Origin of the sequence: Glutamicibacter nicotianae, from assembly GCF_016907615.1 — a bacterium.
Taxonomy (GTDB): domain Bacteria; phylum Actinomycetota; class Actinomycetes; order Actinomycetales; family Micrococcaceae; genus Glutamicibacter; species Glutamicibacter nicotianae.
In genome coordinates, this window is record NZ_JAFBCH010000001.1 from 1,256,551 (window position 1) to 1,270,766 (window position 14,216).

Sequence of the window (14,216 nt, forward strand, 5' to 3'; positions counted from 1 at the left end):
AAACCATGTCTGAAGCTGAATCGACGCAAGCTGACGAAAGCCTTAAGTCGAGTGTCAAGAGTGCTAAGGCGCAGGTTGATGGACTCAAGGAGCTTGTTCCACAACAGCTCTCGGACGAGGTCAAGCTTGCGACTACCGTACTCAAGGGCAAGGGAATCAGCATTGGCATGGCCGCGGCGCTAGCAGGCGCCGCACTGCTAGTAGTGCTGCTCTTCGTCATTGCCGTAGTAGTAACCCTGGTCAACGTGTTGGCTCTTTGGCTGCCAGGTTGGGCCGCCGCATTGATCGTTGCAGGTTTCTTCTTGCTGATTGCCGCCATCTTGGGATTGGTCGGATATTCAAAGGTCAAGAAGGCACTGCCGCTGAAGCCGGAAGCAGCTATTCGCGGACTCCGCCACGATTTTGGCGTGCTCAAGGACGGCAGCGCCTTCGATGTCAGCACTCTTGACGAGCCGCTGAAGAAGAAATCGGCTGAGGATGATGAGTCCGCAGACAAGAAGAAGGAACCGAAGCCGCCGGCACCGAGCGCCGATGAGCTGGTCCTTCGCACCAAGCGTCGCCGCCGCCAGATCCAGGCACTGCGTGACAACCTTGGCGAAAGCGTGCAGGCTCCGCTGGCCAAGATCGACAAGGTGCGTTCCTTCACCCACGGTGCTGGAGAAAAGTTTGCCGGGGCAGCGGCCAAGGCCAAGGGATTTGTCCGCCCTTCCTCGTCTTCGTCTTCCGAAGACCAATCGGAGGCTGACAGAGCCGGCTCGCACCGCGCTGAACAGGCACGTCCATATATCGTGATGGCAGGTTCCGGGCTGGCACTGGTTGCTGTTATCCGGGCATTGTTCAAGCGCTCCTAGGTCTTTCGCCGACGGAGCCGTGCATCGGCCTTAATACGCGTGCACTTGCCCCGTTATTTGAAAACTTAGGCTAGAAAGGCACTGACATGGTTTGGATCGCTATCGCAGCGGCACTATGCAGTGCCTTTTGCCTTGCCTTTGGCGCGCACTTCCAATCGCAGGCAGTACGCAACGCAGTCGACGGGCTGGATCTGACGCTTAAGAATGTCGGCAAGCTGGCCAGCAATAAACGCTGGATGAGCGGTTTGGGCCTCATGGCCCTGGGCATGGCCTTGAACGTCTTCGCCCTGGCCAGCGCACCGCTGACAGTGGTGCAGCCAATCGGCGCCATTGCACTGGTGATCACCGCTATGGTCAATGCCAAGGAAACCGACCTGACGATGAACCGTCCCACCGTGCTGGCGATCATCAGCTGCATGGTTGGTTCGGTTGGGTTCGTGCTGTTGGCAGTCACGGCCACCAACGGCAACCAGGAAGTGACTGAAACCGAAGCCCACCTGATTGAAATGATCCTGGCGGTAGTCGTCGCCATCGTGGGATTGGCCACCATCTTCTTCCACAAGAAGCTTGGCGCGTTCTTCTTCATCCTCGGCGCCGGTGTGCTTTTCGGATTCGTTGCCGTGCTGGTGCGAACCATTGCCATCGCCGTATTGAATATCGGCGACAGCAGCTTTTTCCAGCTGCCGTGGCTGGCTGGACTATCGGTGGCAGTCGCCGGGTTGCTCGGCTCGTACTTTGTACAAAAGGCCTACTCAAAAGGGCCTCCAGACCTCGTCATCGCAGGGTTGACCGTGATCGATCCGATCATTGGCATTGCCATAGGAATCAGCATCCTCGGAGAGCTGCGTGCCGATGTCCCGGTACTGGTCACCGTGCTGATGCTGGTGGCTGCCGGTTTGGCTATCGTCGGCGTGACCGCGCTGTCCAGGCACCACCCCGACGTGATCGAACGCCGGAACAAGACCGAAGGCGAAAAATCCATGCCTGATTCCAAATAGACTGAAGCTGCAAATTTCTCTATCAAAAACTACAACGCGTGTGAACGCCGAAGGATGCCCGTGGCCAAGGAAAAACCGCTGACCATCGTCATTGCTGCTGACACTTATCCGCCAGACGTTAACGGAGCAGCGATGTTTTGCTACCGGTTGGCTACGGCGATGCATGCGCGAGGCCACCGGGTGCACGTGTTGGCAGCCCGTGGCGACAAGGGAAAGACCTATACGGAAATCCGCGATGAGGCTATTGTCCATCGCTTGCAATCGCACTCGGTACCGACCCATGAATACTTCCGCATCGTGTTCCCGTGGGAAGTCAATAAGCAGATCAGCAAGCTGCTCTCGGATATCAAGCCCGACGTGGTCCACGCCCAGAGCCACTACATGATTGGCCAGCGCACCATCGCATGGGCGCGGAAGAACAACGTTCGCTCCATCGCGACGAATCACTTCATGCCGGAAAACCTGGACCCATTCCTGCCGTTCCCGCAATGGTTCAAGCGAATTGTCGCGCACAATTCGTGGAAAGACATGGGGAAGATCTTTGGCCGTGCGGATACCGTCACGACCCCCACTCCGCTGGCCGCCAAGGCCATGCGCGAACGGGCCAAACTGAACCACGTGCTCCCGCTGTCCAATGGCATTGAGATCGGCAACTACGAGCTGGCGGACGGGGAAGAAATCATCCGCAATGAGTTCCCTACGATCTTGTTCGCGGGCCGCCTCGCGGTGGAAAAGAACATCAACGAACTGATCGAGGCTTTGCCTCTGATGAGCAAGGTGCCTGACGCCATCATCGAGATCGTCGGAGGCGGAGAGCAGCGCGCTCATCTGGAGAAGATCGCAGATGATTTGCAGATCCGAGACCGCGTCCGTTTCCTGGGGCACGTCAGTGACGAGCAATTGCGCCAGGCCTACCTGCGTTGCGACGTATTCTGCCAGCCAGGCACCGCCGAGCTGCAGTCATTGGTGACACTTGAGGCGCTTTCGGCGTCCAAGCCAGTGGTCCTGGCCAACGCGATGGCGCTGCCGCATCTGGTGGATGAAGGCGTCAACGGCTATATGTTCACGCCGGGTGATCGGCAGGATCTGGCCAACAAGCTGGACCAGGTTCTGGCCCTGGACGAGCAGCACCGCGCCAAGATGGGTGAAGCTGGCCACGAAAAGGTGAAGAACCACGCGCAGGAAAAGACGATGAACTCCTTCGAAGCCCTCTACCGGGGCCAAGAAGTGAGCACCCACTAGCCGGAATGTCATCATTGGGTGCGCCAAATCGGTGTTTCGGCTAGTGATGCCCTAGAATATTTCGAGTGTGGTTGCACCGCTCCGGCGATGGACCCATGTGGGGAGTTAGCTCAGTTGGTTAGAGCAGGGGACTCATAATCCCTTGGTCGTCGGTTCAAGTCCGTCACTCCCTACCAAGGCAGATCGTCCAGCAGCTATTGAAAAATTAGCTGCTGGACGATTTTCTTGTTCCCGGCTCCGCTCCAGTGCACAGCTGGATCCCGCTGGATGCACGGGTGTGTGAAGAAGTGCATGGGAGCCGGATGATGATCCGGCTCGTGCGGCCCTCGAGCGATGCCGCGTCATTCGTTCAACGGCAAGAGGATCGACGGACGCATGTCGCGGATCAGCAATACCGGGTCGATATATTCTCCATCGAGGCGCACACCCCAGTGGATGCAACGGCCAGAGCAATGTGCGCCGGTTGCCACCTGGCCCACCTTGGCACCCGCCTCCACCCAGTCGCCCACCGCGACTTCAGCGGAAACCGGTTCAATGCTGGTTTTGAACCCGGAACCGTGGTCGATAACCAGCACAGGCCGGTCCACGATCGCTGAAGCGAACGTGACCCGGCCGCGCTGCGGTGCGAAAACGGCATCACCAGCGCTGGCTGCCAAGTCCACGCCTCGGTGCCCGGGAAGCCAATTTTTCTCCGGTTTGTCGAAGGGCACCAGAATTGCCGGTTCGCCAGCCAGCGGCCAGCGCCAGCCATTGGTGGCGGCAAGTGCGGCAGGTACCTGGACTTGCTGCGGCTCGGCGTCCGTGGGCGCGGCCGGAGGAAAGCTGAAGGCCAGCAACAGAACCTGCAATCCTGCGAAGAGATACTTGATTTTCATCTTTCCAAGGTGTCCCCGGAACATGGATCATGGGCAACCGGGGGAACGGATTGTGGGCAAGGCAATGGGCTGCAGATCACCAAAACCGCCGTGCGGGGCAAGGGGTTCTCTGTAGTACACTTGAAGCAGCAGTGTCGTGTCACAGGTGTGTCCAAAATTGGGTGCATCGGGCAGGAGATTGACTTCGCGTATGAGTATTCACAGCTAAATCGGCTGTGGCCTGAGGTTCCAGTGGTCCGAGAGAATCGGTGGACCGAAGCCGAGATGCCAAGCATCAATCGGTACTCATGCCAGGGCGGATATCCACAATGGCTATCTGCATCAACCCGAACAACCAAGAGCAGTTACCGCGGGCGCACGCGCGCCCGGTCCGCCACTGCTGAAAGGAGTTGCGACATGCCAGTCGTAACCATGCGAGAGCTGCTTGACAGCGGCGTCCACTTCGGCCACCAGACCCGTCGCTGGAACCCAAAGATGAAGCGCTTCATCTTCACCGAGCGCAACGGCATCTACATCATCGACCTGCAGCAGTCGCTGTCGTTCATCGACCGTGCTTACGAGTTCGTGAAGCAGACCGTTGCCCACGGCGGCACCGTACTGTTCGTCGGTACCAAGAAGCAGGCTCAGGAAGCCATTGCCGAGCAGGCTAACCGCGTTGGCCAGCCATACGTCAACCAGCGTTGGCTCGGTGGTATGCTGACCAACTTCCAGACCGTTTCCAAGCGCGTTCAGCGCATGAAGGAACTGGAAGAGATCAACTTCGAGGACGTTGCCGGCTCGGGCCACACCAAGAAGGAACTGCTGCTGCTGAAGCGCGAGCTGACCAAGCTGCAGAACAACCTCGGTGGTATCCGCAACCTGACCCGCACCCCTTCCGCTATCTGGATCGTTGACACCAAGAAGGAACACTTGGCTATCGACGAAGCCCAGAAGCTGGGCATCCCAGTTGTGGCCATCCTGGACACCAACTGCGATCCAGACGAGGTTACCTACCCAATCCCAGGCAACGACGACGCAATCCGCTCCGTCAACCTGCTGACCCGCGTTGTTGCTGACGCTGTGGCCGAAGGCCTCATCGCCAAGAACAACAAGGCTGCCGGCAAGACCGAGGGTGCTGCTGAGCCAATGGCTGAGTGGGAGCGCGAACTGCTTGAGGGCGAGAAGGCCAAGGCCGAAGCTCCAGCTGCAGATGCTGCAACCGAGGCTCCAGAAGCCAAGTAGTCACCTCCGTGACTCCAGAAGTTTGCCTGGGCGCACTAGCGTGTAGCTCGAGGTGAACTTCACCAAGTCTTGTGGGACGGGCCGGAAATCCGACCCGTCCCATAAGCAAAATAAACTTGAAACTCCTAGCTGAATGGGATTGCACGTGGCAAACTACACCGCTGCTGATATCAAGGCACTGCGCGAGCGCACTGGCGCCGGCATGATGGACGTTAAGAAGGCACTGGACGAGGCCAACGGCGACGCCGAGAAGGCCATCGAGATCATCCGTGTCAAGGGACTGAAGGGCGCTACCAAGCGCGAAGGCCGTTCGACTGCTGAAGGCCTGGTTGCTGCCAAGGTTGAGGGCAACGTCGGCGTGATGATCGAGATCAACTGCGAGACCGACTTCGTAGCGAAGAACGACAAGTTCATCGCACTGGCCAACAAGGTCCTGGATGCCGCTGTGGCTTCCGGCGCTGCAGATGCAGAAGCACTGCTGGCTTACGAGCTGGATGGCAAGACCGTTGGCGACACCGTCATCGAAGAGGGCGCAATCCTCGGCGAGAAGGTTGTTGTACGCCGTGTTGCACGCATCGAGGGTGCCAAGGTTGCTTCGTACCTGCACAAGACCAGCAAGGACCTGCCAGCCCAGGTTGGCGTCCTGATGGCTGTTGACGCTGACAGCGAAGCTGCCGCAACCGTCGCGCACGACGTTGCAGTGCACACCGCTGCAATGGCTCCTACCTACCTGTCCCGCGAAGAGGTTCCAGCTGACAAGGTTGCCGACGAGCGCCGCATCGCTGACGAAACCGCTCGCGCAGAGGGCAAGCCAGAAGCTGCACTCACCAAGATCGTTGAAGGCCGCCTGACCGGCTTCTTCAAGGAGATCGTCCTGGTTGACCAGGCTTTCGCCAAGGACGCAAAGAAGTCCGTTGGCCAGGTCTTCGAGGAAGCTGGCACCAAGCCAGTTGCTTTCGCACGCTTCCGCGTTGGCGCCTAGGCTTTGCAGCTCTAGGCAGTAGCCATACGCATTAAGCGAACCGCGTTCGGGGCAACCTGAGCGCACAAGATCAAAGGGAGGTGGGCACCGAGAGAAAACTCGGTGACTCGCCTCCCTTTTCTTGAGCCCGGATCTCACGATAGCTTGGGATCTGGGACGTAGAACCCCCAGCTTGATTCCGACCTCCAGGAGTAAGACACCTCATGCCAAGCACCCCAGAAACCAAACGACGCCGCGTACTGCTCAAGCTCTCCGGCGAAGTATTCGGCGGCGGCAAGATCGGCGTTGACCCAGATACCGTTCGCGGCATCGCCCAGCAGATCGCCCAGACCGTTGGCGAGGTCGAGGTGGCAATCGTGGTTGGCGGCGGCAATTTCTTCCGTGGCGCGGAACTCTCCGCTTCCGGCATGGACCGCTCGCGCGCAGACTACATGGGCATGCTCGGCACCGTCATGAACTGCCTGGCGCTGCAGGACTTCCTGGAGCAGTGCGGTGTTGAAACCCGCGTCCAGTCGGCCATCGCCATGGCCCAGGTCGCCGAAAACTACATTCCGCGCCGTGCCATCCGCCACATGGAGAAGGACCGCGTCGTCATCTTCGGCGCCGGCGCCGGCCTGCCGTACTTCTCCACCGATACCGTGGCCGCGCAGCGTGCCCTGGAAGTCGATGCTGACGAAGTCCTGATGGCCAAGTCGGGGGTGGACGGCGTATACACTGCCGACCCGAAGACCGACCCAACCGCCACCAAGCTGGATACCCTGACCTACAGCGACGCCCTGGTCAAGAACATCCGCGTGATGGACCAGACCGCCATGACCATGTGCAAGGACAACAAGCTGGACATGCTGGTCTTCGGCATGGAAGGCGAGGGAAATGTGGCCGCGGCAATTCGCGGCGAGCGGATTGGCACCACCGTCACCGTCTAATCGGTGATCGTGGCTTAGGATTGAAGTAGATTTAATTTCCCTTAGCGGAAACACAGATGAAGTACTTGAGGAGTACCGGTGATTGAGGAAACGCTGGCGGATACCGCCGAAAAGATGGAACGCACCATTGAGGCCGCCAAGGAGGACTTCGCGACGATCCGTACCGGTCGTGCCCACCCAGGCATGTACTCGAAGGTCATGGTGGACTACTACGGTTCCCCAACCCCGCTGCAGCAGCTGGCTTCCTTCGCAGTGCCAGAAGCACGCACCATCACCATCACCCCATTCGATGTGACCGCTTTGCGCGAAATCGAAAAGGCTCTGGGTGATCCAGAAGTTGGCGCCAACCCATCCTCGGACGGCAAGATGATCCGCGTTGTCCTTCCGGTGCTGACTGAAGAGCGCCGCAAGGAATACGTCAAGCTGGCCAAGGCCAAGGGCGAGGACGCTCGCGTTGCACTGCGCAATCACCGCCGCAAGGCCAAGGATTCCATCGACAAGTTCGTCAAGGACGGCGAAATTGGAGAGGACGAGGGTACCCGTGCAGAAAAGGACCTCGACGCGCTGACCAAGAAGCACGTTGACGCAGTCGATGAGATCTTGAAGAAAAAAGAAGCAGAGCTGCTGGAAGTCTAATGCCAGGCTCGACAGACAACACTGAGGGCAACGCTTCGGCGGTGCCCTCAGTGGCATCCGGAGAATCCCAGCCCCTGACCCGACGTGAAGCTCGCGCGCGGCGCGAAGCCGCCGCCAAGGGGAAGAAACGCGGTTTCATGAAAAACCGCGGGGCAAAGGAAGCTCCAGAACCTGCCACTGGAATCCAGGAACCGGTCAACCCTGCACCTGCCACTGCGGTACCCGCTCCACCGGCCATGCCAACGACGGTATCAGCAGTGAAACCGGATGCCGGAAAAGATGCCGCATTGCCGACCCCTCAACCAGCTGCGGCTGGCAGCCAGGCAGTCGCGGAATCGACCGGCAAGGCTGATGCCGCCAAGGCTGATACCGGGCAAGCGAAAGAGCGCGCCAAAGCCGCTTTCAAGGCCGACCTGTCCAAGCCGGTGAAAGCTGAGGCGCAGGCATCTGCCATGCAGGCAGAACCAGCGAAGCCTGCACAGTCGGCGGCACCCGGAAAGGACAAGACGGTTACGGACCCCGCTGCCGAAGATGACAAGCCGGAGAAAGCAGAATCAGCCACACCGGAAGCCGCATCTGCGACGCAGAATCCCGCGCCCGCAGACAGCAAGCTGCCTGCTCCGCCGGTATCCGATTCCACGGACCTTGCCGAGACCGGGAAACCCGACGCGGAAGAAGCAGATATCCCTGCGGAGCTGCTGATCGGAACCCCGGAACCGAAGAAGTCGCGTGCAGGGCGCAATCTGCCAGCGGCCATCGGCGTCGGCGTGCTGTTGCTCGGAGTCGTGCTGGTTGGCCTGCTGTGGTTCCATCCGCTGCTGGTCATCGCGCTGATCGCGCTCAGCTGCATTGGCTGCTGGGAGGTGGCCAGGGCTACTACCCATGCCAAGACATCGGTACCGCAATTGCCGTTGTACCTGTCTTCGATCTTGTTGCCGGCCAGTGCCATCTGGGGCGGGGTAGAGGCACTCGGGTTCAGCTATATTGCCTGCATCCTGATCGCTTTGCTCTTCAGGCTGATGGATGGGGCCAAGGGCGCTGTGGCCTCGGTGATGAGCAGCGTGTTCATCATCAGCTGGGTGCCGCTGCTGCTGTCCTTTGCCCTGCTCATTCTCGATTCGGTCAATGGCCAGTGGCTCATCGCCACGTTGCTGCTGCTTGCGGTCGCCAATGACACTTTCGGCTACATTGTGGGCGTGCTGATCGGCAAGCATCCGATGGCGCCGAAGATTTCGCCGAAGAAGTCATGGGAAGGCTTTGCCGGATCAATGCTCGGTTCCATGGCCATTGGCGCATCCGCAATGCACTTCTGGATGGGCATGCCATGGTGGACGGGTGTCATCCTGGCGTTCTTCACCACCATTGCAGCGACTACCGGCGACTTCTCGGAATCCATGGTCAAGCGCGAACTGGGCATCAAGGACATGAGCAACCTGCTTCCTGGCCATGGCGGAATCATGGACCGCTTGGACTCGGTCCTGTTCGTCATTCCGCTGGGTTACGTGATTTCACATGTGCTGGCCTGGAGTGTCGCAGTCTTCTGACCGCGTCCCCGACCCGCGACGCCAGCGGGTGTGATTCGCTACCGGAATGCACTCGCTGGTGTGGCCATCAGGCCAACTATCGGCACAAGCCAATAGAATATGAGGGGTATCGCCTGAGTGCGGTGCCCAACGGATATCTCCCTAGAGAAAAAGGAACTGTCGTGTCGCAGCAGCAAGATGCTCCGTTTTCCCGCGTACCGGACTCGGAATTCGGCTACAACGCAAAGCAAGTTGATGCGTTCCTGAGCCGTGCCCGTGCCACCTTCAACGGTGGAGGAAACGACGACAGTGTGGTCACCAGCCACCTGATTCGCCGCACCACTTTTGCACCGCAGAAGGGCGGGTACCAGGCCCGCGAAGTCGATGGCGCGCTGGACCGCTTGGAAGATGTCTTTGCCAAGCGCGAGCGCGATGACTTAATTGCCCATCAGGGCGAAGAGGTTTGGCTGCAGCAGGTTGGCCGCCTGGCCGCGATCCTGCGTGGCCGCTTGCACCGTGCCAAGGGCGAGCGTTTCCGCCGTCCTTCGCGTTCCAACGCGTCGAGCTACAACATCGAGGACGTCGATCGCCTGTGCGATCAGCTCATCGACTACTTCGAGAACGACGTGCCGATGGCCGTTGACACCGTGCGCCGGGTGGAATTCCGTTCTGCGCAGGGCACCGATGGCTACGAGGAGTCGCAGGTCGATGCGTTCCTCGACCGTGTAGTCGAGCTGATGGCTTCGATCGACTAGTCGCCGCCACCGGCTCCAAAGCCATGCCGCGGTCGGCGGCGGGAAATTCTCTCCCGTTGCCGTCCGCGGCTTTTTGCATTCATAGAGGGAAGAACCGGACAGCTTAGAGGCCTGGCTGTTCGTGGTGGGCCAACCAGTCGCGCAGCATGTTCTCCAGCACCGGACGGTCGGCGGGGGAGAGCTGTTCCACGAGGCGCTTTTCGTTGCGCATGTGGGCGGCAAAGGCTTCGTCGATTTTCTCTTTGCCGTTGGCAGTCAAGGAGATCAGGCGTCCTCGACGGTCTTCACCGGACTGGGTCCGGGTGACCCAGCCATTGCCTACGAGCTTGTCCAGCCGCTTGGTCATGGCTCCGGTGGTCACCATCGTCTGCAAGGCAAGTTCGCCGGGAGTCAGGGAGAACGGTTCGCCTGCCCGCCGCAAGGTTGCCAGCACATCGAATTCGGCTTCGGTCAGCCCGTGTTCTGCATACACCGCACAGAGCTCTTCAGTGAGGTAATTGGCCAGCCGGTGAAGCCGTCCGATAATTCCCTGCGGAGCGGTGTCGAGATCCGGACGCTGTTCGGCCCACTGCTGCTGGATGCGCGAGACATGGTCATTGTGCTGCATCCCTTTATTATATCTTCCAAGGAAGCTAAAGTATCTTCCATGGAAGATACTTTAGCTTCTGCCGGAAACCGGCTGCGGACATTGGGATGGGTTGCGCTGACCGCGATTGCCCCGATCGCGTGGGGGTCCAACTACTACGTCACCAGGGAATTCCTTCCGGAAGACTCGGCGCTCTGGGGTGCGGCGATCCGCGCGTTGCCCGCAGGCTTGGTGTTGCTGGCGATATCCAGGAAACTGCCACACGGCAGCTGGTGGTGGAAATCCGCGGTCCTGGGCATCCTGAACATCGGCGCCTTCTTCGCTCTGGTCTACGTGGTGGCGCAACTGCTGCCATCGGGTGTCGCTGCGACGACCATGGCGAGTTCCGCCGGTGCGCTCATGCTGTTCGCCTGGCTCATGCTCGGCGAGCGACCTGCACGCTGGCCGATGATCGGAGCGCTCATGGGATTCATCGGCGTGGCCGTCATGGTCTTCGATGCGCAGGGCGGCATCGATATCCGGGGCATCATCTCGTCCTTGGTCGCGATGCTCTGCTCAAGTGCCGGATTCATCTTGACCAAGCGGTGGTCGCAAGGGCTGCCGATTATCCGGGTCACGGCCTGGCAGCTGGTGGCCGGAGGGGCAGTCCTGGTGCCCTGCGCGCTGCTCGTGCATGGAGCGCCGCCTCAGCTTGGTATCCAGGCGGCGGCGGGCTTCGGATATGTCAGCCTCGTCGCTACCGCGGCCGCATACCTCGCCTGGTTCACCGGGCTGCGCCAACTGCCAGCATCGTCCGTGGGCCTTATCGGCCTGCTCAATCCAGTCACCGGCGTCCTGCTCGGAACCCTGCTGGCAGCCGAAAGCCTTGGGCTTCAAAGCATTTTGGGGATGGGCTTGGTGCTCGGCGGAGTCCTGCTGGGGCTGGCCAACGGCTCCCGGCGCAGGCTGCTTCCCGTACCACAGTTGCCGAGCCGCGACGCGCCTGCCGGGCAAGCGGTGAAGAGCTGCTAGAACTTCGCCCGCCAGTCCGGGACATGGAGCAGGGCCATGACGCGTTCAACGTTGGCTGGCACGCTGCGTTTGGTGCTGCGCGAAACGAAGATCATCACCAGGAAGGCCAGCGGAACGCTCCACGCCGCGGGCTGGCGCAGCAGATGGATCCAGATCTCGTCTTCCTGGGGCAGGAAGGTGCCGATCATCAAGGACAGCCCGCAGGAAATGCCGCCGGCCAGCAGACCGGCAATCGCACCTCGCGCGGTCAGCGAACGCCACCAGATGCCCAGCAGCAGCAGCGGGCAGATCGTCGATGCAGTGAAAGCGAAGACGTTGCCAATGGCACCGGCCAAGGCCAAGGAATTCGTCACCACCGCAATCAAGACCGGCAGTGCGGTAGCCAGAACGGTCGAGATCCTGAACCCGCGCACGGTGCCGGAAAAGAATTCCTGCGACAGCGCGCCAGCGAGGGATACCACCAACCCGGAGGTGGTGGACAGGAATGCGGCGAAGGCGCCGCCGACCACGATTGCGGTCAGCGCGTCGCCCAGGAATCCTTCGAAAAGGCGTGAGGGCAGCAACAGGATGGTGGCATCTGTTTCATTGGTGGCCCCGAGCTCCGGGGTGTACAGCAAGCCCAGGACACCCAACGTCGTGGGCAACAGGTAGAAGGCCGAGAGCAAGCACAGCACAATCACCGTGGTGGTACGCGCTGCCTGGCCCGTCGGGTTCGTGTAGAAGCGCACCAGCACATGCGGCAAGCCTAGGGTGCCGAAGAGCAGCGCCAAGATGATGGAGACCGTCTCGTAGAGATTCATCGAATTCGCGGACTCCAGCTGCGCGTACAGGGCCTGCGCATGGCCGGAGGACGAATGCTCGGGGATGGCGCGCCCCAGCAAGAAGATCGTGGGGATGACCAGGGCAGCCAGCTTGAACCAGTATTGGAATGCCTGGACGAAGGTCACCGAACGCATCCCGCCGGACAGCACCGTCACGCAGACCACCGCCGCGACAATGACCGGACCGACCCAACTGGGGAATCCGGTGGCAATGGCGAGGGTCAGGGCTGCTCCGTGCATCTGCGGAACGATATACAGCCAGCAGATCACCACCACCAGATAAGTGGTGAGCTTGCGCAGCATCGGGGAGCCTTCAAAGCGGATCTGCGCAAAGTCCGGAATGGTGTAGGCCCGGGAACGCCGCAGGGGAGCTGCAACGAACAGCAGCAGCATCAAGTAGCCTGCGGTGTAGCCGATGGGGAACCACAACCCCGATTGCCCCGAGAGCACAATCAGCCCGGCAACACCCAGGAACGACGCCGCCGAAAGGTACTCGCCGCCAATCGCCGAGGCGTTCCACCACGGGCGCACGGTGCGCGAAGCGACGTAGAAGTCGGACGTAGTACGGGACAGGCGCAAGCCATGGAAGGCAATCAGCATGGTCGTCAGGCAGACCAGCACCAAGGATGAAACTGACAGCATGCTAGCCACGGCTGATGCTCCGATACCGTTCTTCATTGCGCTCGGCGGCCCTGTTGTAGAGCATTCCAGCCACGATGATCAGCGGATACATCCCGATGCCCAAAACCCACCAAGGCAGCGGCAGGCCGAGCAGGCGGATGTCCTCGAAGACCGGCCAGAACACGAGCAGCGCGCTGATGCCGACCAGCAGCGCCAGCAGGCCCGCAGCCACGGCGCAGGCCAGCCGCAGCTGAGAACGGATCAGCTGGCGAACATAGAATTCTTCTGCCGTGTGCTCGGGGCGCGCAGGGGAGACCTTCAGGGAGGCGTCTTGCGGAGCCTGCACGCGCACGCGTTGCGGACGCTGTTCAGCGAATCGTCCGGGCGTTGGGGGCTCTTGCCGGCTGCTGTCTTGGGGAATCTGTTCCACGGAAGGTCAGCTGCTTCCTACAGCGGGCGGACGCGGTTGGCGGCCAGGCGCTCACGCAGGCAGGGCAATGCGCGACGGGAAATGGGAAGCTCGGTGCTGTTGACCACCACGGCGGCCTTGCCGGTTTGCAGGCGCACGGTCTCGATCTTGTCCATGCACACCAGGTAGGAACGGTGGATCCGAACGAAGCCGGACTCGCCCCACTGCTGCTCCAGATCGTTGAGCGGAACCCGGATGAGGTAGCTCGAATCCTTGGTGTGCAATCGTGCATAGTCGCCCTGCGCCTGGACATAGGCGATATCCGCGCGGGGAATCAGCTTGGTGATGCCGCCCTGGTCCACCGTGATCATTTCCGGCTTGGCAGGGGTATCTTCCACCAGTTCGCAGATGCGGCGCACGGATTCGGCCAGGCGCTGCGGGCGAATGGGCTTGAGCACGTAGTCGATGGCGGCCAATTCGAAGGCCTGCAGTGCCTGGTCCTCATCGGCAGTGACAAAGACGATGAGCGGGGGATTGGCGAAGCGGGAAATGACGCGGGCGATATCCAGACCTGACAACGCAGGCATGTGGATATCCAGGAACAGTGCGTCGACCGCATTTTCCTCCAGCGCCTTCAGCGCCGCGGCACCCGAGGTGGCGCGGTGAATTTTCCCGATGCGCGAATCCTGGCTGAGCAGAAAAGCGATCTCTTCTACCGCTGGAAGTTCATCATCGGCAACCACCACGTTAATCATGCGA

15 protein-coding genes and 1 tRNA gene are annotated in these 14,216 nt (G+C 60.5%); 11 read left to right on the forward strand and 5 right to left on the reverse strand.

Going from position 1 to position 14,216, the window contains the following annotated elements:
• The first annotated feature begins 5 nt into the window (after positions 1–5).
• From JOE62_RS06155 to JOE62_RS06170, 4 genes are all read left to right on the forward strand, one after another.
• Positions 6–851 carry a phage holin family protein gene (locus JOE62_RS06155; RefSeq protein WP_204721174.1) on the forward strand — a complete coding sequence of 282 codons (846 nt, stop codon included), beginning with the start codon at positions 6–8 and terminating at the stop codon, positions 849–851.
• 86 nt (positions 852–937) lie between these two features.
• Positions 938–1,849, forward strand: a complete 912-nt coding sequence (locus JOE62_RS06160; RefSeq protein ID WP_204721175.1) for a DMT family transporter — start codon at positions 938–940, stop codon at positions 1,847–1,849.
• A gap of 54 nt (positions 1,850–1,903) precedes the next feature.
• Complete coding sequence (locus JOE62_RS06165) at positions 1,904–3,091, forward strand: glycosyltransferase (RefSeq protein ID WP_204721177.1); 1,188 nt, start codon at positions 1,904–1,906, stop codon at positions 3,089–3,091.
• A gap of 99 nt (positions 3,092–3,190) precedes the next feature.
• Positions 3,191–3,267 (forward strand) — tRNA-Ile (locus JOE62_RS06170).
• 165 nt (positions 3,268–3,432) lie between these two features.
• Here JOE62_RS06170 and JOE62_RS06175 read toward each other — a convergent pair.
• Positions 3,433–3,966: a M23 family metallopeptidase gene (locus JOE62_RS06175; protein WP_204721179.1), complete on the reverse strand. Its 534-nt coding sequence runs from the start codon at positions 3,964–3,966 to the stop codon at positions 3,433–3,435.
• Positions 3,967–4,362: 396 nt separating this feature from the next.
• On the opposite strand from JOE62_RS06175, the gene rpsB reads away from it, so the two are divergent.
• From rpsB to JOE62_RS06205, 6 genes are all read left to right on the forward strand, one after another.
• Entirely contained in the window at positions 4,363–5,187 is an 825-nt protein-coding gene (gene rpsB, locus JOE62_RS06180; RefSeq protein ID WP_038989721.1) for a 30S ribosomal protein S2, read from the forward strand.
• A gap of 145 nt (positions 5,188–5,332) precedes the next feature.
• Complete coding sequence (gene tsf / locus JOE62_RS06185; protein WP_038990119.1) at positions 5,333–6,169, forward strand: translation elongation factor Ts; 837 nt, start codon at positions 5,333–5,335, stop codon at positions 6,167–6,169.
• 203 nt (positions 6,170–6,372) lie between these two features.
• The gene (gene pyrH, locus JOE62_RS06190; protein WP_038989720.1) at positions 6,373–7,095 is read left to right on the forward strand and encodes a UMP kinase; all 723 of its coding nucleotides are present in this window, start codon (positions 6,373–6,375) and stop codon (positions 7,093–7,095) included.
• Positions 7,096–7,173: 78 nt separating this feature from the next.
• On the forward strand, positions 7,174–7,731 hold the full coding sequence (gene frr, locus JOE62_RS06195) for a ribosome recycling factor (protein WP_038989719.1): 558 nt from the start codon (positions 7,174–7,176) through the stop codon (positions 7,729–7,731).
• A complete protein-coding gene (locus tag JOE62_RS06200) occupies positions 7,731–9,275 on the forward strand; it encodes a phosphatidate cytidylyltransferase (RefSeq protein WP_239543228.1) in 1,545 nt (514 codons plus the stop codon). The genes frr and JOE62_RS06200 overlap by 1 nt, the downstream gene beginning before the upstream one ends.
• Positions 9,276–9,436: 161 nt before the next feature.
• The gene (locus tag JOE62_RS06205; RefSeq protein ID WP_038989718.1) at positions 9,437–10,009 is read left to right on the forward strand and encodes a DivIVA domain-containing protein; all 573 of its coding nucleotides are present in this window, start codon (positions 9,437–9,439) and stop codon (positions 10,007–10,009) included.
• Between the two features lie 103 nt (positions 10,010–10,112).
• Here JOE62_RS06205 and JOE62_RS06210 read toward each other — a convergent pair whose 3' ends face one another.
• Positions 10,113–10,616: a MarR family winged helix-turn-helix transcriptional regulator gene (locus tag JOE62_RS06210; protein WP_204721181.1), complete on the reverse strand. Its 504-nt coding sequence runs from the start codon at positions 10,614–10,616 to the stop codon at positions 10,113–10,115.
• A gap of 39 nt (positions 10,617–10,655) precedes the next feature.
• On the opposite strand from JOE62_RS06210, the gene JOE62_RS06215 reads away from it, so the two are divergent.
• A complete protein-coding gene (locus tag JOE62_RS06215; RefSeq protein ID WP_239543230.1) occupies positions 10,656–11,606 on the forward strand; it encodes a DMT family transporter in 951 nt (316 codons plus the stop codon).
• On the opposite strand, the gene JOE62_RS06220 is transcribed toward JOE62_RS06215, so the two are convergent.
• Genes JOE62_RS06220 through JOE62_RS06230 form a run of 3 tightly spaced genes read right to left on the reverse strand, consistent with a single transcriptional unit; the run spans position 11,603 to position 14,212 of the window.
• A complete protein-coding gene (locus JOE62_RS06220; protein WP_420842173.1) occupies positions 11,603–13,078 on the reverse strand; it encodes a sodium/solute symporter in 1,476 nt (491 codons plus the stop codon). The two genes, JOE62_RS06215 and JOE62_RS06220, sit on opposite strands and share 4 nt — an antisense overlap.
• Positions 13,071–13,478 (reverse strand): hypothetical protein, encoded by a 408-nt coding sequence (locus JOE62_RS06225; RefSeq protein ID WP_204721185.1) that lies wholly within the window; start codon positions 13,476–13,478, stop codon positions 13,071–13,073. The genes JOE62_RS06220 and JOE62_RS06225 overlap by 8 nt, the downstream gene beginning before the upstream one ends.
• A gap of 17 nt (positions 13,479–13,495) precedes the next feature.
• On the reverse strand, positions 13,496–14,212 hold the full coding sequence (locus tag JOE62_RS06230; protein WP_204721187.1) for a LytR/AlgR family response regulator transcription factor: 717 nt from the start codon (positions 14,210–14,212) through the stop codon (positions 13,496–13,498).
• Positions 14,213–14,216 lie beyond the last annotated feature (4 nt).

What these genes read in the sequence shown, in the direction of transcription:
- JOE62_RS06155 (WP_204721174.1), top strand. Translation starts at nt 6, where the DNA reads ATGTCTGAAGCTGAATCGACGCAAGCTGACGAAAGCCTTAAGTCGAGT.
- JOE62_RS06160 (WP_204721175.1), top strand. Translation starts at nt 938, where the DNA reads ATGGTTTGGATCGCTATCGCAGCGGCACTATGCAGTGCCTTTTGCCTT.
- JOE62_RS06165 (WP_204721177.1), top strand. Translation starts at nt 1,904, where the DNA reads ATGCCCGTGGCCAAGGAAAAACCGCTGACCATCGTCATTGCTGCTGAC.
- JOE62_RS06175 (WP_204721179.1), bottom strand. Translation starts at nt 3,966, where the DNA reads ATGAAAATCAAGTATCTCTTCGCAGGATTGCAGGTTCTGTTGCTGGCC.
- rpsB (WP_038989721.1), top strand. Translation starts at nt 4,363, where the DNA reads ATGCCAGTCGTAACCATGCGAGAGCTGCTTGACAGCGGCGTCCACTTC.
- pyrH (WP_038989720.1), top strand. Translation starts at nt 6,373, where the DNA reads ATGCCAAGCACCCCAGAAACCAAACGACGCCGCGTACTGCTCAAGCTC.
- JOE62_RS06200 (WP_239543228.1), top strand. Translation starts at nt 7,731, where the DNA reads ATGCCAGGCTCGACAGACAACACTGAGGGCAACGCTTCGGCGGTGCCC.
- JOE62_RS06210 (WP_204721181.1), bottom strand. Translation starts at nt 10,616, where the DNA reads ATGCAGCACAATGACCATGTCTCGCGCATCCAGCAGCAGTGGGCCGAA.
- JOE62_RS06215 (WP_239543230.1), top strand. Translation starts at nt 10,656, where the DNA reads ATGGAAGATACTTTAGCTTCTGCCGGAAACCGGCTGCGGACATTGGGA.
- JOE62_RS06230 (WP_204721187.1), bottom strand. Translation starts at nt 14,212, where the DNA reads ATGATTAACGTGGTGGTTGCCGATGATGAACTTCCAGCGGTAGAAGAG.